At 34.0% G+C, this 22,737-nt stretch carries 21 protein-coding genes; 14 read left to right on the top strand and 7 right to left on the bottom strand.

Going from position 1 to position 22,737, the window contains the following annotated elements; all coding sequences use genetic code 11:
- Positions 1-328: 328 nt before the first annotated feature.
- The 6 genes from gyrA to dnaA all read right to left on the bottom strand — a co-directional run bounded on the left by gyrA (position 329) and on the right by dnaA (position 9,324).
- Complete coding sequence (gyrA, locus tag CN692_RS10535) at positions 329-2,833, bottom strand: DNA gyrase subunit A (protein WP_098119095.1); 2,505 nt, start codon at positions 2,831-2,833, stop codon at positions 329-331.
- A gap of 240 nt (positions 2,834-3,073) precedes the next feature.
- A complete protein-coding gene (gene gyrB / locus CN692_RS10530; protein ID WP_098119125.1) occupies positions 3,074-4,993 on the bottom strand; it encodes a DNA topoisomerase (ATP-hydrolyzing) subunit B in 1,920 nt (639 codons plus the stop codon).
- A 98-nt stretch (positions 4,994-5,091) separates the two neighbouring features.
- The gene (gene recF, locus CN692_RS10525) at positions 5,092-6,213 is read right to left on the bottom strand and encodes a DNA replication/repair protein RecF (protein ID WP_098119094.1); all 1,122 of its coding nucleotides are present in this window, start codon (positions 6,211-6,213) and stop codon (positions 5,092-5,094) included.
- A 17-nt stretch (positions 6,214-6,230) separates the two neighbouring features.
- Positions 6,231-6,449 (bottom strand): S4 domain-containing protein YaaA, encoded by a 219-nt coding sequence (yaaA, locus tag CN692_RS10520; protein WP_098119093.1) that lies wholly within the window; start codon positions 6,447-6,449, stop codon positions 6,231-6,233.
- Positions 6,450-6,675: 226 nt separating this feature from the next.
- Positions 6,676-7,821 (bottom strand): DNA polymerase III subunit beta, encoded by a 1,146-nt coding sequence (gene dnaN / locus CN692_RS10515; protein WP_098119092.1) that lies wholly within the window; start codon positions 7,819-7,821, stop codon positions 6,676-6,678.
- A 156-nt stretch (positions 7,822-7,977) separates the two neighbouring features.
- Positions 7,978-9,324: a chromosomal replication initiator protein DnaA gene (dnaA, locus tag CN692_RS10510; protein ID WP_098119091.1), complete on the bottom strand. Its 1,347-nt coding sequence runs from the start codon at positions 9,322-9,324 to the stop codon at positions 7,978-7,980.
- A gap of 739 nt (positions 9,325-10,063) precedes the next feature.
- Between dnaA and rpmH the strand changes: the two genes are divergently transcribed.
- From rpmH to CN692_RS10460, 10 genes are all read left to right on the top strand, one after another.
- Positions 10,064-10,198 (top strand): 50S ribosomal protein L34, encoded by a 135-nt coding sequence (gene rpmH / locus CN692_RS10505; RefSeq protein ID WP_098119090.1) that lies wholly within the window; start codon positions 10,064-10,066, stop codon positions 10,196-10,198.
- A 141-nt stretch (positions 10,199-10,339) separates the two neighbouring features.
- Entirely contained in the window at positions 10,340-10,720 is a 381-nt protein-coding gene (gene rnpA / locus CN692_RS10500) for a ribonuclease P protein component (RefSeq protein WP_098119089.1), read from the top strand.
- A 60-nt stretch (positions 10,721-10,780) separates the two neighbouring features.
- Positions 10,781-11,545: a YidC family membrane integrase SpoIIIJ gene (gene spoIIIJ, locus CN692_RS10495; protein WP_098119124.1), complete on the top strand. Its 765-nt coding sequence runs from the start codon at positions 10,781-10,783 to the stop codon at positions 11,543-11,545.
- Positions 11,542-12,177, top strand: coding sequence for an RNA-binding cell elongation regulator Jag/EloR (gene jag / locus CN692_RS10490; RefSeq protein ID WP_098119088.1), 636 nt, complete (start codon positions 11,542-11,544; stop codon positions 12,175-12,177). The genes spoIIIJ and jag overlap by 4 nt, the downstream gene beginning before the upstream one ends.
- A gap of 165 nt (positions 12,178-12,342) precedes the next feature.
- Positions 12,343-13,719, top strand: a complete 1,377-nt coding sequence (gene mnmE / locus CN692_RS10485; protein ID WP_098119087.1) for a tRNA uridine-5-carboxymethylaminomethyl(34) synthesis GTPase MnmE — start codon at positions 12,343-12,345, stop codon at positions 13,717-13,719.
- A 21-nt stretch (positions 13,720-13,740) separates the two neighbouring features.
- On the top strand, positions 13,741-15,627 hold the full coding sequence (mnmG, locus tag CN692_RS10480) for a tRNA uridine-5-carboxymethylaminomethyl(34) synthesis enzyme MnmG (RefSeq protein WP_098119086.1): 1,887 nt from the start codon (positions 13,741-13,743) through the stop codon (positions 15,625-15,627).
- 21 nt (positions 15,628-15,648) lie between these two features.
- A complete protein-coding gene (gene rsmG / locus CN692_RS10475) occupies positions 15,649-16,368 on the top strand; it encodes a 16S rRNA (guanine(527)-N(7))-methyltransferase RsmG (RefSeq protein WP_098119085.1) in 720 nt (239 codons plus the stop codon).
- Positions 16,369-16,453: 85 nt separating this feature from the next.
- Positions 16,454-17,311, top strand: a complete 858-nt coding sequence (gene noc / locus CN692_RS10470) for a nucleoid occlusion protein (protein ID WP_098119084.1) — start codon at positions 16,454-16,456, stop codon at positions 17,309-17,311.
- 127 nt (positions 17,312-17,438) lie between these two features.
- Positions 17,439-18,200: a ParA family protein gene (locus CN692_RS10465; RefSeq protein ID WP_025568951.1), complete on the top strand. Its 762-nt coding sequence runs from the start codon at positions 17,439-17,441 to the stop codon at positions 18,198-18,200.
- Complete coding sequence (locus CN692_RS10460; protein WP_098119083.1) at positions 18,193-19,029, top strand: ParB/RepB/Spo0J family partition protein; 837 nt, start codon at positions 18,193-18,195, stop codon at positions 19,027-19,029. Before CN692_RS10465 ends, CN692_RS10460 begins: the two co-directional genes overlap by 8 nt.
- A 99-nt stretch (positions 19,030-19,128) precedes the next feature.
- Here the strand turns inward: CN692_RS10460 and yyaC are convergent, their stop codons facing one another.
- Complete coding sequence (gene yyaC / locus CN692_RS10455) at positions 19,129-19,716, bottom strand: spore protease YyaC (protein ID WP_098119082.1); 588 nt, start codon at positions 19,714-19,716, stop codon at positions 19,129-19,131.
- A 193-nt stretch (positions 19,717-19,909) separates the two neighbouring features.
- On the opposite strand from yyaC, the gene CN692_RS10450 reads away from it, so the two are divergent.
- From CN692_RS10450 to rpsF, 4 genes are all read left to right on the top strand, one after another.
- Positions 19,910-20,806: a mechanosensitive ion channel family protein gene (locus tag CN692_RS10450; RefSeq protein WP_098119081.1), complete on the top strand. Its 897-nt coding sequence runs from the start codon at positions 19,910-19,912 to the stop codon at positions 20,804-20,806.
- 37 nt (positions 20,807-20,843) lie between these two features.
- A complete protein-coding gene (locus CN692_RS10445; RefSeq protein WP_098119080.1) occupies positions 20,844-21,041 on the top strand; it encodes a DUF951 domain-containing protein in 198 nt (65 codons plus the stop codon).
- Between the two features lie 159 nt (positions 21,042-21,200).
- Positions 21,201-22,301, top strand: coding sequence for a redox-regulated ATPase YchF (gene ychF, locus CN692_RS10440; protein WP_098119079.1), 1,101 nt, complete (start codon positions 21,201-21,203; stop codon positions 22,299-22,301).
- Positions 22,302-22,430: 129 nt separating this feature from the next.
- A complete protein-coding gene (rpsF, locus tag CN692_RS10435; protein WP_088012667.1) occupies positions 22,431-22,721 on the top strand; it encodes a 30S ribosomal protein S6 in 291 nt (96 codons plus the stop codon).
- Positions 22,722-22,737 lie beyond the last annotated feature (16 nt).

Genomic DNA, 22,737 nt, shown 5'->3' with positions numbered 1-22,737 from the left:
TAGTTTTCAAAGTTCATTTTGTCGCGATGTCTCTTGGCGACTTCTATATAATAACAAATCCACTAGCCTCGGTCAATAGTTTTTATAATATATTTTAAAAAAAAATTAAACTAATTTCATTTAAGCAAAAACCTTACTTAATATTCTTATTTTCCTAGCTTTAGATTTAATAGAACTAAGGAGTTAATACTCCCCATAAAGATTAAATGAACAAAACTGACAAACCTAAAATAAAACCCTACTATCTTCAATTCAAAGAAACATTAGTATCCTCACATAGAAAAAAAAGAGAGAACAAATATGTTCTCTCCTTAGCATTATTTAAAAACTACTCTTCAGTTGTTTCAGTAATATCTTCATCTTCCAGAATCGGCATTTCATCATCGTTTTCATCTTCTGACTCAATTTCCTCTTCTTTTGCTGCAATTGCTACTGTAGCAACATGACCTTCTTCGTCTAGTCTTATTAATTTAACACCTTGAGTAACTCGTCCTAGACGCGAGATTTGTTCAATTGGCATACGAATAATAACACCTGATTCAGTAATTAACATTAAATCCTCTTCGTCACTTACACATTTTAATGAAATCATTTTACCGTTTTTCTCTGTAACATTCAGTGTTTTTAATCCTTTACCACCACGACTTTGAATACGGTATTCTTCCTGTGCAGTTCGCTTACCATAACCAAGTTCCGTAACAACAAGAATATCTAAGTGCTCCTCCACAACTTCCATTCCTACAACATAGTCATCTTCAGAAAGTGTAATAGCTTTAACACCTGTTGCTGTTCTTCCCATTGATCTAACATCATCTTCATTAAAACGGATCATCATACCTTTTGAGGTACCGACAACAATATCTTTCGTTCCGTCTGTTAAACGTACTGAAATTACGTCATCATCCTCTTTTAAATTAATTGCAATTAATCCATTCGTTCGGATATTTGCAAATGCAGATAAAGGTACACGTTTCGCTATTCCTTGTTTCGTCGTAAAGAATAGGTACCAATTCTCTAAAAATTCACTTACTGGAATAATAGCGTTAATACTTTCACCTCTATCAATTTCAAGTAAGTTTACGATAGGTAGTCCTTTAGCTGTACGGCTAAACTCCGGAATCTCATAACCTTTTGATCGGTATACTTTCCCCTTATTCGTAAAGAATAAAATTGTATCATGAGTTGAAGGTGTCAATAAGTGTTCTAAGAAGTCATCATTATTAGTACCCATTCCCTGAATACCACGTCCACCTCTTCTTTGAGATCGATAAGTAGAGACCGGAAGACGTTTAATATATCCATTATGAGTTAAACTTACAATGATATTCTCAACTGGTATTAAATCTTCATCTTCAATGATTTCAACACCACCAGGAACAATCGCTGTTCTTCGTTTATCATTATATTGCTCTTTTAACGCAGTTAACTCTTCACGAATAATTTCAAGTACTCGTTCCTCGTCTGCAAGAATTGCTCTTAGTTCTGCGATTAACTTGATTAGCTCTTGGTATTCTTCTTCAATTTTTTCACGCTCTAACCCAGTTAGCCGTTGTAATCTCATATCTAAAATTGCTTGAGCTTGCTTTTCAGATAAATTAAATGTTTCCATTAAGCCATTTTTAGCGACTTCTGCTGTTTGAGAAGCTCTAATTAAGCTAATAACCGCATCTAAATGATCAAGGGCAACTTTTAAGCCTTCTAATATATGTGCACGTGCTTCCGCTTTTTCCAATTCAAACTTTGTTCTACGTTTAATAACAACAATTTGGTGGTCTAAATAGTGTTTCAAGCAACTCTTTAGAGATAGCACTTTTGGTTCACCATTTACAAGTGCTAATAAATTGATACCAAAGCTCGTTTGAAGCGCGGTTTGTTTATAAAGATTATTTAAAAGTACATTTGCGTTTGCATCTCTTCTTACTTCAATAACAACACGCATACCGGTTCTGTCAGACTCATCACGCAAATCAGTTATGCCTTCAATCTTTTTATCTCGGACTAGTTCAGCAATTCGTTCAACAAGCTTAGCTTTGTTTACTTGATATGGTAATTCAGTAACTATAATCGTTTGTCTTCCATTTGCTTTTTCTTCAATTTCGACTTTAGCTCTAATAATGATAGACCCTTTACCAGTTTCATAAGCTTTACGAATACCACTTTTCCCTAGAATCATACCCGAAGTAGGGAAATCAGGTCCTTGAACATACTCCATTAACTCTTGGGTAGTAATCTCAGGATCTTTACTTAGTGCAAGTACACCATCAATTACCTCGCCTAATTGATGTGGAGGAATATTTGTAGCCATCCCTACCGCAATACCTGTTGCCCCATTTATTAACAAGTTAGGAAATCTTGCAGGAAGAACGATCGGCTCTCTTTCAGAACCGTCATAGTTATCTTGAAAATCAATCGTATTTTTATTAATATCGCGAATTAATTCCATCGATATTTTGGACATCCTAGCCTCTGTATAACGCATTGCCGCTGCAGCGTCTCCATCGACAGATCCAAAATTCCCATGGCCATCTACTAACATATATCTAAAGTTAAAGTCTTGAGCCATACGCACCATTGTTTCATATACAGCAGAGTCACCATGCGGATGGTACTTACCAATTACTTCACCAACGATACGCGCTGACTTCTTATAAGCTTTATCAGCTGTCATACCTAAATCATTCATTGCATATAAAATTCTTCTATGTACAGGCTTTAAGCCGTCTCGTACATCTGGTAACGCTCGAGAAACAATTACACTCATTGCATAATCTAGGAAGGAATTACGCATTTCATGACTAATATTAATTTCTTTGATTTGTTGATTTTCGCTCAACATCGGCACCTCCCTTTAGTTTTCGTATCATGTAAGAAAGGGAGCTAAAAAGCTCCTATCAGACTTTGACAAACGCTCAACTTCTCCGGTGTTTTACTTGACCAAGATTCAATAATAAATCCAATATCTCGACAAATTTCACACAAAAAAGAACAAACATTTTCTATTAGTCTAAATTTGTATCCGTTCAGACTACATCTATACACTGAAAGGAGCATAAAAGCTCCTTAATCTTAACTATTAAATATCTAAATTCTTTACGTACTTAGCATTATCTTGGATAAAGTTACGTCTTGGTTCTACCTTTTCGCCCATTAACGTTTCAAACGTTTCATCCGCTTCAATAGCATCTTGAAGGTTAACTTGCAATAATGTTCTAGTTTCAGGATTCATTGTTGTTTCCCATAACTGTTCAGGATTCATTTCACCTAGACCTTTATATCGTTGAATAACTGGTTTTGGTACAGCATTAATGGTCGACATAATTTCTTCCATTTGTCGATCATTGTAAGCATACTGTATTTTTTTACCTTGTTGAATCTTATATAAAGGTGGTTGAGCAATATAAATATAACCACTTTCTATGATTTGACGCATATAACGATATAGGAACGTCAACAATAACGTACGAATGTGAGCACCATCTACATCGGCATCTGTCATTAATATAATTTTATGATATCGGGCTTTCTCAATATCAAAGTCATCACCAATTCCAGTACCAAAGGCAGTAATCATCGAACGAACCTCATTGTTTGATAAAATCTTATCAAGTCGAGCTTTTTCTACGTTAATGATTTTTCCACGTAAAGGAAGGATTGCTTGGAAGTGACGATCACGACCTTGTTTAGCACTTCCACCCGCTGAGTCACCCTCAACGATGTAAATTTCACTAATTGAAGAATCTTTTGAAGAACAATCTGCTAATTTCCCAGGCAAACTTGATACTTCTAAAGCACTTTTTCTTCTTGTTAATTCACGAGCCTTTTTAGCAGCAACACGCGCTCTAGCTGCCATTAAACCTTTTTCAACGATTTTTTTAGCTTCAGTTGGATTTTCTAATAAAAACTTTTCAAGTTTCTCTCCAAAAACTTGCTCTGTAATCGTACGAACTTCACTATTACCTAGTTTAGTTTTTGTTTGTCCTTCAAACTGAGGATCTGGATGTTTAATAGAAACGATAGCTGTTAATCCTTCACGTACATCCTCACCAGATAAGTTACTATCTTGATCCTTAATTAACCCATTCTTACGACCATAATCATTAATAACACGAGTCAATGCTGTTTTGAACCCAACTTCATGAGTTCCACCTTCATGTGTATTAATATTATTTGTGAATGAGTATATATTACTTGTATAGCTCTCGTTATATTGAAGTGCAATTTCTACACTAATTCCATCTTTTTCACCAATCACAAATATTGGCTCGTCATGAATTACTTCTTTTGAACGATTTAAGTGTTCAACATAAGATTTAATTCCACCTTCATAGTGGAACTCTTTCTTTTGCTTATTTTCTCTACGATCTTCTATCGTTAGGCGAATACCCCTGTTAAGGAATGCTAATTCTCTTAAACGATTTGCTAATGTATCAAAGTCATAGACTATTGTTTCAGTAAAAATCTCTCGATCAGGTTTAAAATGAGTAATTGTACCTGTAGTATCCGTTTCACCTTCGATACTCATATCTGCAACTGGTATACCTTTAGCAAATTGTTGGTAATAAATATTTCCATCACGATGAACATGAACTTCAAGTAAAGTAGATAATGCATTTACTACTGAAGCCCCTACACCATGTAGTCCACCAGATACTTTGTATCCGCCACCGCCAAATTTACCACCAGCATGGAGTACTGTCATAATTACTTCTAATGCCGGTCTACCCATTTTTTCATGAATACCTACCGGGATACCACGACCATTATCTTTAACTGTAATGCTATTATCTTCTTCAATAATTACATTAATCTCATCACAGTATCCAGCCAATGCCTCATCTATACTATTATCAACGATTTCCCATACTAAGTGATGTAATCCTTTTCCGCTTGTAGAACCGATATACATACCTGGTCTTTTACGTACAGCTTCTAAACCTTCAAGAACCTGTATCTGATTTTCATCATAATTATGTTCTTGCATCTTTTGATCCATTGTCATGAACACTCACCTACTTTTTTTATTTTACATAAAAGAATTAGTAAATTTCAGCTTTGCTTATTAGGCGGCGTAGTAGAAATTTCATAAATTATTTATTGAGAAGTGCTTATAATTGTTCCATGTGAAACATTTATAATATTAGCTTGCTTTATCGTTTCGTGCTGAATTCCGTCAACACTAGTCGTTGTAACAAACGTCTGTACTTTATTTTGAATTGCATTTAATAAATGTGTTTGACGATAGTCATCTAGTTCTGAAAGAACATCATCTAATAAAAGTATAGGATATTCTCCAACTTCCTCTTTAATCAGTTCGATTTCTGCTAGTTTCAATGAAAGAGCTGTTGTCCGCTGCTGTCCTTGCGATCCAAATGTCTGAACGTTTTTATCATTGACCATAAAAACTAAGTCATCTCTATGCGGACCAAGCAATGTAGTACCTCTGGATACTTCACGCTCTTTTTCAGCTTCGAATTGTTTTATGTACTCATCTTCCATTTTCGTCAAATCTGTTAAATCTGATACATTAATGCTTGGTTTATATATAATTTCTAGTTTTTCGGTCTCTCTAGAAATTTGACTATGAATAGGCGAAGCCCAACTTTGTAATAATTTAATGAACGAAATTCGCTTTTCGATTATTTTTATTGCATGTTTCACTAGTTGAGATGTAAGGACTTCAAGCATTAAATAATTCCGATCACGACTAGTTTGTAATGTTCGTAGTAGTGAATTTCGCTGTTGGAGGATTCGTTGATACTGACTTAGCTCATGTAGGTAAACAGGCGAAACTTGTCCTAGTTCCATATCTAGAAATTTACGACGCACTTGTGGACTACCTTTTACTAAATGTAAGTCTTCTGGTGCGAACATAACGACATTCATCACGCCTATATATTGACTTAACTTCATCTGTTCTAGATGGTTCAGCTTTGCTTTTTTACCTTTCTTTGAGAGGATTAGTTGTAGTGTTACTTGCTGGTTTTTCTTTTGTAACGTACCTTTTATTGTACCATATTCTTCATCCCAACGTATCATTTCTTTGTCATTGCTTGTACGATGAGACTTTGTTAAAGCTAGCACATAAATGGATTCCATTAAATTTGTTTTACCTTGAGCATTTTCACCAATAATGACATTAACATTATTTTGAAAATTCAACTCAAGGTTTTCATAATTACGGTATTGTTTTAGTTGTAAATCTTTAATATACAATGGGATTCCCCCAAAACTTATGAAGTTATAATATACGAACCTATTCCAGTGATTGAAACTGTATCATTTAGAACTAATTTTTTTCCTCTTCTATTTTCAGGTTCATTGTTTACAAAGATTTCATGCTCCGCTAAAAACCATTTAGCCATTCCACCTGTATCAATCACTCCTGCAAGCTTTAAAAATTGACCTAGTGTAATATATTCTGTTTTTATTTTAACTTTTTCGTTTTTCATTTTTTTACCACCCTCAAATATCCATTCCTTAATTGTACTAAACTTCTGTAAGAAAAAAAACAGTTAACCCTTATTTTGTCTATTAAGTAAAAAAAAGACTGACCTAAATGTACTATGCACTCCCCAAACAAAATTTGTAGAATAAATTTTTTATTTATTCTCTAGATCCATTGGAGATTGCTAGTACATTCTATTTAGGACAGCCCCTTTCTTTAGAATTTACTAATTAGTATGTGCGAACTGGTAAAATTAATTGCAATGTTCTTGAGTCATTTACCGTACGAATTAAAAACGGTCTCATTGCTCCAGTAAATTGAATATAAATTTCTGGACTCTCTATTGCTTTTAATGCATCCATTACATATTTAGCACTAAAAGATATCTTTAGCTCTTCACCTTTAATATCCTCACAAACAATTTCATCTACTACTTTACCGATTTCTGGAGAATAAGAAGACACATTAACTGTTGAGCCGCCAACTGTTTCCAAGTGAACAACATTATTTCTTCCTTCTCTAGCTAATAATGAAGCACGATCAATTGCTTGTAAAAATTCTTTTGTCATTACAGTAAGCTCAGTTTTGCTCTCACTTGGAATTAATTTTGATGTATCTGGATAATTCCCTTCAAGTAAGCGTGTAAAGAATAGTATATGTTTTGTTTTAAATAAAGCTTGGTGTTCAGTTAAAACAATTTCTACTTTTTCACTATTATCATCAAGTATTTTGCTAAACTCGTTTAGGCTTTTACCAGGAATTACGACGCTAGCTTTAAAATCACTTGAAATTAAACCACCATCAATTTTAGCTTGTCTTAAAGCTAGTCGGTGGCTATCTGTTGCAATACATGTTAACTCGTCATTCTCGATCTTCCAGTTAACACCCGTTAATATTGGTCTAGTTTCTGAAGTTGATACTGCAAATACTGTTTGGCGAATCATAAACTTTAATAAATCTGCAGAAATAGAAATCGTTTCATGTTCTTCAATTTGCGGAAGTAATGGATACTCTTCTGAATCAAAACCATTTAGACTAAACTCAGTTTTTCCAGCTCTAATAGTCGTAACATAATTACTGTCGGATTCTAATTCGACAAAATCAGCAGGTAATTTTTTTACAATATCACTAAAATATCGAGCGTTTAATACAATACTTCCAGGTCTTTTTACATCAACTAATTGTTGATCATCTAATACAGTTGGTAAATACGATTCTATTGAAATATCTGAATCACTACCTGTGAAAGTTAGTCCTTCGTTTGTAACTACTAATTTAATACCAGTTAAGATTGGAATTGTTGTTCTAGATGAAACAGCTCTCATAACATCTTGTACAGCTTTAACAAGATGATCTTTTTGTACAGTAAATTTCATAATTTGTACTCCTTATATAATTTATAAAATAATATAGTAATAGTAGTAGGGCCTGTGAATTTGTGGATAACTGTATTTTAGTAAAGAAAAATAAGTCTATCAACATGTGGATAGACTGTGTAAAAGGTTTGGTGAGTTATACACAAGTTAACGACTCTACTGATTTAATTTTTCATTAATCTCTTTAATTTGAGATTGCAGTTGTGAGTCAGTATCAACTAATTTTGAAATTTTTTCGTGTGCATGAATAACAGTTGTATGATCTCGTCCTCCAAACTCTTCTCCTATTTTAGGTAAAGAATGGTCTGTAAGCTCTCTTGATAGATACATTGCAACTTGTCTTGGGAATGCTACGGATTTCGTACGTTTTTTTGCTTTAAAATCCTCTAATTTAATATTATAAAATTCTCCAACCGTTCGTTGAATATCGTGTATTGATAATGTTTTAGGCTTCGTCGCTGTAATTAAGTTCTTAAGAGCTTCAGCGGCTACACTAGCATTAATATCTTTATTAATTAACGATGAATAAGCGACTACACGAATAAGTGCTCCTTCTAACTCACGAATATTCGTATCAATTTGATTTGCTATATATAACATAACCTCATTTGGAATATCTAACCCTTCAGCCTTAGCCTTTTTGCGTAAAATCGCAATCCTAGTTTCCAAATCTGGAGGTGTAATATCCGTAATAAGGCCCCATTCAAATCGCGAACGAAGTCGATCTTCTAATGTAGGAATTTCTTTAGGCGGTCGGTCACTTGAGATAATGATTTGTTTACTTTCTTCATGAAGAGTATTAAAAGTATGGAAAAATTCTTCTTGTGTTTGTTCTTTTCCAGCTAAGAACTGAATATCATCTATAAGTAGAACGTCTACATTTCGGTACTTATTTCTGAACTCTATCGCTTTATTGTCACGAATTGAGTTAATAAACTCATTTGTAAATTTTTCTGATGATAAATAAACTACCTTGGCATTCGGATTATGCTCTAGCACATAATGTCCGATTGCATGCATTAAGTGGGTCTTTCCTAATCCTACGCCCCCATATATAAACAATGGATTATAGGCCTTAGCAGGTGCCTCTGCAACAGCAAGTGAAGCTGCATGAGCAAAACGGTTACCTGAACCAATTACGAAAGTATCAAAAGTATATTTAGGGTTTAACATACTTTGGTTGAACTCTACTGGCTCCTCAAATTTAACTTTAGCTTTAACTGCTGGGATATTCATCTCTATTTCTTCTACGTGATTTTGAGGAAGGATAAATTTGATTTCTAGTTCCGCTCCAGTTATTTCTAAAACAGTATCCATTATTAATGATGAATACTTTGACTCAAGCCAATCACGGGCGAATTCATTTGGGGCAATAATTGTTAGCGTATCATTTTTTAACGAAAATGCCTTTGTTGATTTTAACCACGTTTCAAAGCTAGGTTTACTTATCTTTTTTTCTATTTCAGTCAGAACCCTAGACCACAGATCCCCTATATTCTCCAAACAAAAATCCCTCCTTACAAAGCTTGTTCAACTTTTGTACAAGCGTCTTTCTCGACTATTTATTTTTATTCATCTCATTGAATATGCTTATTTTTAAAAAGCTGCAAAAATCCACTTTATTTGACAGTATTCACCTATGTGGATAACTTTAAAATGGTACAAGTGTAAAACCTGTCCACAAGTTATTAACATCTGTGGACAATTAATAATAAAAAACAACTTGTCCAAAGTGGAAAACAAATTAATAATATCAAAAATCGTTAGCTATTTCAATGAGTAGTTAATGTTATCCACATGCTAATCCACTTGTTTAAAAAAATTGTCCACAGAAAAATAACTTGTGTAAAAATTGTCGATAACTGTTGTGGGTAAAAAAAGTACAGAAAAATCTTATCCACAGAGCCTTTAACAATTTCTTAAAAAAAGGGAGCAGCGGTTTTTAAACAATTTTCTTATTCATTTAAAAGTCGATAAAAAAAATCTTTCGACACCATCATTTTTAGTATGTGCTTAGCTGTTTATAAATTCGTTGGAAGGAAAAGATAGGAGTAAAATGATTACTATATTTAAATGAGTAACTCCATTTTTTATTTAAAAATCTTAATGGATCAGCTATTCTTCATAAAATGGAAATATTTAATGATTATGTTTTAACATCTTACATTGACATTCTTAGTAGTTATTCTTTATAATTTATAGGACTGTCTATTACAGTAATTCCTCAGGGAGGTGTCATATAATGAAAAGAACATTTCAACCAAACAAACGTAAGCGTAGCAAAGTACATGGTTTCCGTAGCCGTATGAGCACTGCAAATGGACGTAAAGTTCTAGCTGCTCGTCGTCAAAAAGGAAGAAAAGTATTATCTGCGTAGGCCACTGTCAACAGTGGTCTTTTTCACTAATAAGAAGGCCTTTTTTGCTTTTATGTCACAATTTGTAAGTAAAAAAGGCCTCATTTTTTATAAAAAAATTGTTATGATAATTGAAGGAATCATTTGAGGTGTCGGTGGAACATGAACAAGAAAAACAGAATAAAAAAGAATGCAGATTTTAGTCGCGTTTTTCGAGGGGGATCATCAACTGCAAACCGACAATTTGTAATCTATACTGTAAAAAAAGAAGACCAAACTTCCTTTCGTATAGGATTATCTGTCAGTAAGAAACTCGGTAATGCTGTTGTGAGAAATCATATAAAGCGATATATAAGACAAGCTCTTACTGAATTGAGTAATGATCTTCATTTAAATATGGATTATGTTGTTATTGCAAGAAAGCCCTGTACTGAGCTACCTTTTAATGAGTTTAAAAAGAGTTTAATTCACGTGTTGAAAAGGGCGGAAGCGCTTAAAATACGTGATTCAAAAAATAAATTAGATAAAAAACAAATTAAGTAATTACATATTTAAATGTAACATCTTAAAGGAGGAACTAGTTTGAAGACTAAGAAGTACCAAATGCTAGTTACAGTTCTTTTCTTAGTAGTCGTGTTAGCGGGATGTTCACAAACAAACCAACCGATTACTTCTGAAAGTACGGGGATTTGGAATGAGTATTTAGTTTATCCACTATCATGGTTAATCACAGCTGTGTCTAAAATTTTTGGTGGAAGCTATGGAATGGCGATTATCGTTGTAACACTTTTAATCCGTTTAGCTTTATTACCATTAATGATCAAACAAATTAGAAGCACTAAAGCAATGCAGTCAATTCAGCCTGAAATGAAGAAACTTAAAGAAAAGTATTCTTCTAAGGATCAAAAAACTGTTCAAAAATTAAATGAAGAAACAATGAAGTTGTATCAACAACATGGTGTGAATCCATTATCAGGTTGTTTACCAATTTTCATTCAAATGCCAATCTTAATTGCTTTCTACCATGCAATTATGAGAACAATGGCAATTAAAGCACATGATTTCCTATGGTTCCAATTAGGTCATCCGGATCCGATTTATCTTTTACCGATTATTGCTGGTATCACAACTTTCATTCAACAAAAAGTTTCAATGAGTACTGGTTCTATGGAAGGACCTGCAGCTCAACAAATGAAAATTATGCTTTATGTAATGCCAGTCATGATTTTAGTATTTGCTGTTAGATTACCATCTGCATTAGCTTTATATTGGGTAGTTGGTAATACATTTATGATTCTTCAAACATTATTTGTTAATAAAGGTAGCAATACCGTAAAAAATAAAAATGTAGGAGGGGCTAGTAAGTGAGAGAAGTAACTGCTACTGGTCAAACAATCGAACAAGCAGTTCAAATAGCACTTCAGCAACTTAGTTCAACAGAAGAAGAAGTAGAAATTAAAGTGATCGAAGACGGCAAAAAAGGTTTTTTAGGATTTGGCGCTAAACCTGCAAAAGTATTAGTTGTAAAAAAGCAAACTTTAGTTGAAAAAGCTTTTGACTACCTTTCGAATATTGTTAAAAGTCTTGATGAGACTGCAGATGTTCTATATGAATCACAAGAAAAAGAACAAACCTTCTTATTTACAATAAAAGGTGAAAAGGTTGCTCTTATTATCGGAAAAAGGGGTAATACTTTAAATGCTCTTCAATTCTTAGTTCAAACATTTGTAAATCGTCATTCAAAACAGTTAATTCATGTTGTAGTTGACGCAGAGAACTATCGATTAAAGCGCAAGGAATCGCTTGAAATTCTTGCAAGGAAAACTGCTCAAACAGTTTTAAAAACAAGAAAAGCTGTTTCTTTAGAGCCAATGCCTTCATTTGAAAGAAAAATAATACATCACATACTGACAGATATGCCAAATATCTCTACAAAATCTGTAGGCCAAGATCCACATCGTAAATTAGTTATAGATATTAAGAAACCAATTAGGGGTTAATCCTTAATTGGTTTTTTTATGTCCTACATTCAAGTCATATGAGTTTACTTGTACTTTCGTACGGTTATAATATAAAAACATTCATTTATAAAATTCTTTATGCTATGCTATAGATTTAGAAGTAACATGTTGACTTTCGTTTAACATGCTCCGAGGTGATTTTTTATGGAATTCGATACAATTACAGCAATATCGACGCCAAAAGGCGAAGGTGCTATTGCCATCGTTCGTCTAAGTGGTGACGAAGCTGTTCAAATAGCAAATAAGTTATTCAAAGAAAAAGATTTAAATATAGTTGACTCACATACAATTCATTACGGCCATCTAGTTGATCCTACTTCTGGTAATACTGTTGAGGAAGTTATGGTCTCGGTTTTAAGAGCGCCAAAGACGTTCACACGTGAGGATGTTGTCGAAATAAATTGTCATGGTGGAATTTTTTCGGTTAATAAGGTACTTGAGTTAGTACTTTCGCAAGGGGCTAGATTAGCTGAGCCCGGTGAATTTACAAAACGAGCATTTCTAAATGGCCGAATCGACTTATCTCAGGCTGAAGCGGTAATGGACTTAATTCGTTCTAAAACTGATCGAGCAATGGCCATTGCAATGAACCAAGTCGAAGGTCGTTTATCAAAGCTAGTGAATAGCTTAAGACAAACATTGCTAGAGATTCTTGCTCATATTGAAGTGAATATAGATTATCCTGAATATGATGATGTTGAAGAAATGACAAATACTGTTTTAATTGAAAAAGCTAAAACAGTTCGAATTGAGATACAGAAACTTTTAGAAACATCGAGACAAGGTAAAATTTTACGTGAAGGACTTTCTACTGTCATTATAGGAAGACCAAATGTCGGAAAGTCTTCTCTTTTAAATACGCTTGTGCAAGAAAGTAAGGCAATTGTAACTGATATCCCTGGTACAACACGCGATGTAATTGAAGAATATGTAAATGTAAAAGGTGTACCACTACGACTAATTGATACAGCGGGTATTCGTGAAACGAAAGATGTTGTAGAGGCGATTGGTGTCGAAAGGTCGAAAAAGGTACTAAATCTGGCTGATCTTGTTTTATTTGTATTAAATAATAACGAACATTTAGGTGAAGAGGACCGTAATTTATTTGCTGAAATGAGCAATAAAGATGTAATCATTATTATTAATAAAACGGATTTGTCACAAAAGCTTGATATGAATGAAGTAAAAGAATTAGTTGGCAATGCTACAATTGTAACAACTTCTTTAAAAGAGGAAAAAGGAATTGATGATTTAGAAAAGGCGATTGCAGACTTATATTTTGAAGGCCAAATTGAAGCGCAAGATTTAACTTATTTATCAAACGCTAGACATATTGCACTACTAAAACAATCAGAACAGACGATTAATGATGCGATTGAGGCAATGAATAGTGGTATGCCAATTGATTTAGTACAAATTGACTTAACAAGAGCTTGGGAGTTGTTAGGTGAAATTGTCGGAGATACAGTTCAGGAAAGTTTAATCAACCAGCTATTTTCTCAGTTCTGTTTAGGAAAATAAAATGGTTAGGAGGAGAAAAAAATGAGTTTTGAAGCAGGCAATTATGATGTAATCGTTATTGGCGCTGGTCATGCTGGATGTGAAGCTGGATTAGCGTCTGCTCGTATGGGTGCAAAAACATTAATGCTAACAATAAATCTTGATATGGTAGCATTTATGCCATGTAATCCATCGGTAGGTGGACCTGCCAAGGGGATCGTTGTACGTGAAATTGATGCGCTCGGTGGCGAAATGGGTCGAAATATAGATAAAACGCATATTCAAATGAGAATGTTAAATACAGGAAAAGGCCCTGCTGTACGTGCTTTACGTGCACAAGCAGATAAATTTGCCTATCAACATGAATTAAAGAAAACGATTGAAGATACGGAAAACCTAACACTAAAACAAGGACTAGTTGAACGACTAATTGTGGAAGATGGACAATGCACTGGAGTAATTACACAAACTGGGGCTATCTATCGTTCGAAGACAGTTGTTATTACAACTGGTACATTCTTACGCGGAGAAATTATTGTAGGAGAATTAAAATACTCAAGCGGACCTAATAATCAACAACCGGCGATTAAGCTTTCTGAGCATTTAGAGGAATTAGGAATTGAACTTGTTCGTTTTAAAACAGGTACGCCTCCACGTGTAAATAGTCATAGTATTGATTACTCAAAAACAGAGATACAACCAGGAGATGAAGTGCCTCGCGCGTTTTCGTTCGAAACAGAACCAGTTGAAACTGAGCAAATTCCTTGTTGGTTAACATATACGAGTGAAAATACACATCAGATCATCGACGATAACTTACACCGTTCGCCGATGTATTCTGGTATGATTAAAGGAACAGGACCTCGTTATTGTCCTTCAATTGAAGATAAAGTTGTCCGATTTAATGATAAACCGAGACATCAAATTTTCTTAGAGCCAGAAGGTAGAAATACTCAAGAAGTGTATGTTCAAGGTTTATCGACTAGTTTACCTGAAGACGTACAAGAAAAAATGCTGCGTTCGATTGCAGGTCTAGAAAATGTTCAAATGATGAGAACTGGATACGCAATTGAATATGATGCAATTGTTCCTACACAATTATGGCCGACATTAGAACTTAAACCAATTAAGAACTTATATACTGCAGGTCAAATTAACGGTACATCAGGTTATGAAGAGGCAGCTGGCCAAGGTTTAATGGCAGGTATTAACGCTGCATGTCGTTCTTTAGATAAAGAAGAGTTAATTTTAGATCGCTCTGAAGCATACATTGGCGTTTTAATAGATGACCTAGTAACGAAAGGGACAAATGAACCATACCGTCTTCTTACTTCTAGAGCGGAATATCGCTTATTACTACGTCATGATAATGCAGATTTACGTTTAACGAAAATAGGTAAAAAACTTGGCCTAATATCTGATGAAAGATATGCTGAATTTGAACAAAAGAAAATGTTAATTGAGGAAGAAATAGAACGTTTAAAAACTACTCAATTAAGACCAACCAAAGAAGTACAGGAATTAATTGCTCAAAATGGTGGTAGTGAACTAAAAGATGGAATTAAAGCGGCTGATCTTCTACGTCGACCTGAAATGCTTTATGGACATATAGAAACTGTTTCTCCATCTGAAAAAGAGTTACATTCAGATGTAAAAGAGCAAGTTGAAATACAGATTAAATATGAAGGCTATATTGAAAAGTCACTTAATCAAGTAGAACGTATGAAGAAAATGGATTTAAAGAAAGTCCCTGAAAATATCGATTATCAAGCTATTCATGGCCTTGCTACTGAGGCAAGACAAAAGCTTGAGCAAGTGCGTCCATTATCAGTTGGTCAGGCTTCTCGTATATCTGGTGTTAATCCTGCAGATATTTCAATCCTACTTGTTTATTTAGAACAAGGAAAAATTGCAAGAATATCGAACTAATAATAGATAGGGGAATTACTAGTGAATAAAGAACAATTTATCGCTGCACTTAAAGATAAAGGGATTCAATTATCAGATTTTCAATTAAAACAATTTGATATATATTTCCACACATTAGTTGAGTGGAACAATAAAATGAACTTAACTGCTATTACGGAAGAAGAAGAAGTGTATTTAAAGCATTTTTATGATTCGATTAGCGCTTCCTTCTATTTCAATTTTGATGATGAGATGACTATATGTGATATTGGTGCAGGAGCGGGCTTCCCTTCTATTCCAATTAAAATATGTTTCCCATCTATCCGTCTAACAATCGTTGACTCCCTTCAAAAAAGGATTACATTTTTAAATCATTTAGCGAAGGAATTACAATTAGAAAATGTAACATTTATTCATGATCGAGCTGAAACTTTTGCTAAAAGACCTGGTATGAGAGAATCTTTTGATGTTGTAACAGCCAGAGCTGTTGCTAGAATGTCAGTTTTAACTGAACTATGCTTACCACTTGTTAAACAAGATGGCTACTTTGTTGCACTAAAAGGTGCTGCGGGCCATGAAGAGTTAGATAAAGCGGAGTATGCAATTAAAACTCTTGGCGGAAAAGTTAAATCTATTAATCATTTTACTCTTCCAGGCGAAGATAGTGATCGAAATATTGTTATAGTAGAAAAGAAACGTAAAACACCAACTAAGTACCCTCGCAAACCGGGTACTCCAGGTAAAGAACCGTTAGAAATTTAATATGATAAACTAACAAATGTTTCACGTGAAACATTTGTTATGTTTATTCTATTGTGAACGAAATTCTAAAAGGGTGGGAATCACATTGAAAAGCACATTATCTAGGTTATTTGGCTTATCAGAAAAGGAAAATGATGATATTCAGGATTCTGCTTCAAGTAATGAAGTTATACGCCAAATTCCAGTATCAGAAATTGTACCGAATCAGTATCAGCCTAGAACATTCTTTGATGATGAAAAAATTAAAGAATTAGCGCTAACGATTCGAACTCATGGCATTATTCAACCAATTGTCGTTAGGGAAATTAGACCAAAATTTTATGAAATAATTGCCGGGGAAAGAAGATTCAGGGCAGTTTCATCTTTGGGTTGGGACACAATTCCTGCAATTGTAAAGGCGTTTAATGACACAGAGACCGCTTCTGTTGCTCTGATCGAAAATTTACAACGTGAAGAATTATCTCCTTTCGAAGAAGCTGTCGCTTACCAAAAATTAATTGATTTACATAACTTAACCCAAGAAGCATTAGCTCAACGATTAGGCAAAGGTCAATCGACTGTTGCAAATAAATTAAGATTATTGAAACTTCCCGGGGAAATACAACAGGCCTTATTGGACAAGTCAATAACGGAACGTCATGCTCGAGCACTTATTCCATTAAAGCTACCACAATTACAAATAACTCTTCTTCACGAAATAATTGAAAAACAATTAAATGTAAAACAAACGGAAGATCGAGTAGTAATGTTACTTACAGAAACGACAGAAAAAAAACCAAAGCCTAAACGGAAATTCAAAGCTATTAGTAAAGATATTAGAATAGCGATGAATACGATCCGAGAGTCTTTACAAATGGTCACTAAAACCGGTATGAATATTGATAGTCAAGAAGAAGAACATGATGAGTATTATCAAATAACAATTAAAATTCCAAAGAAATAAGATTTAATTCACCCCTTTTCAGTGGTGAATTTTTTTTATCCATTTTTAAATCTAAACACAATGATGATTCTATTCATGGTAAAATAGAAAATAAGAATTGTTTGTTGTGGAAGGAGTAGATTACATAGTGGTTAAAGTAATCTCTATAGCTAATCAAAAAGGTGGTGTTGGCAAGACTACAACATCTGTTAACTTAAGTGCCTGCTTAGCTCATTTAGGAAAAAAAGTATTACTGGTCGATATAGATCCTCAAGGTAATGCAACTAGTGGTATTGGAATTGAAAAAGCTGATGTTAATCAGTGTGTGTACAATGTATTAGTTGATGATGTAGAGGCGAAAAATGTCATTTTAAACACTGCTATTCCAAATTTCGATATTATTCCAGCAACAATTCAACTTGCTGGAGCAGAAATTGAGTTAGTACCTACTATTTCAAGAGAAGTACGATTAAAACGTGCCTTAGATACTGTAAAAGGTAACTATGATTATATTTTAATAGATTGTCCTCCGTCATTAGGGTTATTAACTTTAAATTCGTTAACCGCATCTGATTCTATTATTATTCCAGTACAGTGCGAGTATTACGCACTTGAAGGATTAAGCCAATTATTAAGTACAGTCCGTTTAGTTCAAAAACATTTAAATAAAAATTTAGCAATCGAAGGCGTGTTATTAACAATGCTAGATGCTCGTACAAATTTAGGGCTTCAAGTTATTGAAGAAGTAAAAAAATATTTTCAAGATCGCGTCTATAAATCAATTATTCCAAGAAATGTACGCTTAAGCGAAGCACCGAGTCACGGTAAACCGATCATTACATATGATCCAAAGTCTAGAGGTGCAGAAGTTTATCTCGATCTAGCAAAGGAAGTGATTGATAATGGCTAAAGGTTTAGGCAAAGGTATTGGAGCATTTTTTCAAGATATTAATCAACAAGAAGAGTTAGTTCAAGAAATTGAACTTAAAGAACTTAGACCTAACCCATATCAGCCTCGCAAAGTATTTGACGAAGCAGCGATGTTAGAGTTAACTCAATCTGTGATTGAACATGGAATTCTTCAACCAATCATAGCTAGAAAAAGTATAAAAGGTTTTCAAATTGTTGCTGGAGAAAGACGATACCGTGCAGCAAAAAACGCAGGTCTAAATACAGTACCAGTTATTGTTAGAGAACTTTCCGAAGAACAAATGATGGAGTTAGCTGTATTAGAAAATTTACAGCGAGATGATTTAAATCCTCTAGAAGAAGCTGAAGCATATCAAACCTTAATTGAACAATTACATTTAACTCAAGAGCAATTGGCAAAGAGACTTGGCAAAAGTCGACCTCATATTGCCAACTATTTAAGAATCTTAACATTACCCAACTCTGTTCAAAAGATGGTTGAGGAAGGCACTCTCTCTATGGGACATGGAAGAGCACTTCTAGGCCTTAAGCGAAAAGGATTAATCGAAAGTACTGCATTAAAGGTAATCGAAAAAAATCTTAGTGTTCGTGAGGTTGAAGCACTAGTTAATGATTTAAATGAAAATGTTTCACGTGAAACACCAAAGAAAACTTCAAATAAGAACGTATTCTTTAGTGAGTACGAAGATGTTTTACAAGAAAAGTTTGGGACCTCAGTTAAAATAAAGTCAGTTAAAGATAAAGGGAAAATAGAAATTCAATTCTTTAATAAAGAAGATTTGGAAAGAATCCTTTCAATTATAAAATAAGTCATTATTAGGGAATATTAACTGTGTTGGCTCATCCGATGCATTTAATATTCCCTTGCTTTTTATTGTTTTATAATTGAAAGTTATTATTCTATTACACTAAAATTCTAATTGGCACGCATGTCTTGTTTCAGTTTCTTTTATTGAATTTGCAATAAACTTAGCCATCTTCATAACGAGACTTAACCTAGTGTTTTGTAGAACATAGAATTCCATAAACCCACTAACATTTACTACTCCAGTTAAATTAATCTCACCAACCAGAGGTAATTCTTTCTTCATAGCGGCGCCAGGTTTTAGTGGTCCATTGGATAAACGTACACTGCCAATACTTTTCACGCGACCTAAGCATGCGTCTACAGCAACAATAAACGGATTGTTATACTTCCCTTTAATTCTTTCGAGCTGTTCTGAAAGATTTAACGCATGAATTGGCTCATCAAGAGTACCATAATAACGAAACCTACTTAAGTTTAATTCTCCTAACATAGTTCCAACTAGAGGACCTAGAGAGTCTCCAGTAGAACGGTCAGTTCCAATGCAAACAAAAACAATTTCCTTATTGTGTAAACTTGGAAGCGACTTACATAAACGATCTGCAAATCGATTAATAGCGTTATCATCATCTAAAAACACTGAATAGTCATCCTTAAATAGGTTACGCAAAGGATTTGCCGAAAATTGCATAATATCGCCTACTTTTCATTTAAGAGAGTAGTATTAGTTTATGCAAAATTTAAATAATTTATACTTTAGTCACCAAATCTTTGTTATTAAATTAAACTATTATTACATTTGTTTATATTTGTAGTTTTAAAATGACAATTCGTTTAGTATTACGTTTGAAGTCATTTGAAATAAAATAGGGGGAAAGCATAAAATGAATAACGCGGCGGATACAATAGAGACAGCCGAAAAGACAATTAAACAAAGTATGTTAACGCCAGAACAATGGGACACCATTTTTCGTTCATCAATAAAAGTTGCCTTAATTATCATTGCTTCAGTTTTGGCTGTGAAACTTGGGAGAAAGTTAATTCGTAATCTTTTAAAAGTTAATGCTAGAGGCCCGTTACAAGTATCAGAAAGAAGATCTGTAACACTTATTAAGCTGATGGAAAATATAATTGCCTATGTAGTATTTTTTATTGCTGCCTTGACCATTCTTCCGATATTTGGAGTTGAAATTAAAGGGCTTTTAGTTGGGGCCGGAATTGGTGGTGTAGCAATCGGTTTTGGTGCACAAAGCTTAGTAAAAGATATCATTTCTGGATTTTTTATTTTGTTTGAAGATCAGTTTTCAGTTGGTGACTATATAAGAATTCAAACCTTTGAAGGAACGGTACAATCAATTGGATTAAAGACAACAAAAATTAGAAGCTCAACTGGTGAACTTCATATTATTCAAAATGGAATGATTACGGAAGTAACCAATTTTTCATTACATAATGCAGTTGCCTTAGTAGATATTAGCATTTCATATGAAGGCGATATTGAACACGCGCAAAATGTAATTGAAGAACATTTAGAAACAATGCCAGATCGATATGAAGATATGGTAAAGGCTCCAGAGTTTCTTGGAATACAAAATTTAGGGCCAACAGAAGTAACATTACGAATCGCTTCGGAAGTTAAAGCCATGACACAGTTTAAAATTTCTAGAGCAATTCGAAAAGAAATTAAGGAAGTACTTGCAAGAAATAACATAGATATGCCGTATCCAAAGATGGTATTATATAAACAACCAGAAGCTAAAAATGAAAATGCGAATGTATAGTTTGTATGCTACTATTTTAAGGATGTGAAATTTTAGCGTGGAAGAAAAATCTTTTAATCTAAACGATATAGTTGAAATGAAAAAACCTCACCCATGTGGTGAGAACAGATGGAAAATTATTCGAATGGGTATGGATATTCGTTTAAAGTGTGAGGGGTGCGAGCATAGCGTGTTGATACCACGTCGAGAGTTCTCCCGAAAATTAAAAAAGGTTTTAGTTCGAGCTGAAGAGTAGGCCGATTTTTAAAATCAAAGGGGTATCTAGTAGAGCAATTTTAAGGAATGCTCATATTAGATACCTTTCGTATGTTTAGAAATAATATTTCCTTGTTATTTTTTTTCGAAATCAATATAATTGTGAAAGATTAACTAAGTTCGTATAGGAGTGGAAAATATGCCATTAACAGCAGGTATCGTAGGTTTACCAAACGTAGGAAAGTCGACATTATTTAATGCAATTACACAAGCTGGTGCTGAATCAGCAAACTATCCTTTTTGTACAATTGATCCAAACGTAGGTGTAGTAGAAGTACCGGATTATCGTTTAGACAAATTAACTGAATTAGTTCAGCCTAAAAAAACTGTTCCAACAACTTTCGAATTTACTGATATCGCAGGAATCGTAAAAGGTGCAAGTAAAGGTGAAGGTTTAGGAAACAAGTTTTTATCTCATATTCGTGAAGTAGACGCAATTTGCCAAGTAGTTCGTTGTTTTGCAGACGATAATATTACTCACGTATCCGGAAAAGTTGATCCAATTGCAGATATTGAGACAATTAACTTAGAGTTAATTCTTGCAGACTTAGAATCAGTTGAAAAACGTATTGATCGAGTAGCAAAATTAGCAAAGCAAAAAGACAAAGATGCATCTTATGAGCATGAAATTTTAGTGAAATTAAGAGATGCATTTGAAAGTGATAAGCCAGCTCGTTCAGTAGAGTTTACAGAAGAGCAAATGAAATTAGTAAAAGGATTACACTTATTAACGACAAAACCAATGCTTTACATTACAAACGTTGGCGAAGATGATCTTGCAGATTCTTCAGATAACGAATATGTTGAAAGAGTAAAAGCATTTGCAGCAGAAGAAGGTTCACAAGTAATTGTAATTAGTGCGAAAATTGAAGAAGAAATTGCTGAGCTAGATGACGAAGAAAAGCGCACATTCCTTCAAGAGCTAGGGATTGAAGAATCAGGTTTAGATCAATTAATTCGTGCAGCTTATTCTTTAATAGGACTAGCTACTTATTTTACAGCAGGTGTACAAGAAGTAAGAGCTTGGACATTTAAAAAAGGCATGAAAGCTCCACAATGCGCTGGCGTAATCCATACTGACTTTGAACGTGGGTTTATCCGTGCAGAAACAGTTTCATATGAAGATTTAGCGAATTACGGTAACATGACTTCAGCAAAAGAAGCTGGTAAAGTACGTTTAGAAGGTAAAGAGTATATTGTTCAAGACGGAGATGTAATGCACTTCCGTTTCAATGTTTAATAAATAAGCAACTCAATTATTGATTTGCTATCTAAAAAAAACTATGCTATAATTTTAACTCGTGAGTGATTAATAAAATTGCTCCTTGCCCTTAATTGGGCCGTTAGACCAAAAGGAGGTGACATTGTGATGAATAAATACGAAATCATGTACATCGTTCGTCCAAACATGGAAGACGAGGCACAAAAAGCATTAGTTGAGCGTTTCAACAGCGTTTTAACTGAACAAGGTGCAGAAATCACAAACGTTAAAGAGTGGGGTAAACGTCGTTTAGCTTATGAAATTAACGATTTCCGTGATGGACACTACATGCTTGTAAACGTTTCTGCTAAACCAGAAGCAGTACAAGAATTCGATCGTTTAGCGAAAATCAGCGAAGATATCATCCGCCACATCGTTATTCGTGAAGAAGAAAAATAATATTTTCAAAAAAGTT

Origin of the sequence: Bacillus sp. AFS002410 (assembly GCF_002556365.1) — a bacterium.
Classification (GTDB): domain Bacteria; phylum Bacillota; class Bacilli; order Bacillales; family Bacillaceae_G; genus Gottfriedia.
This window is presented reverse-complemented; position numbering and strand designations above follow the sequence as displayed.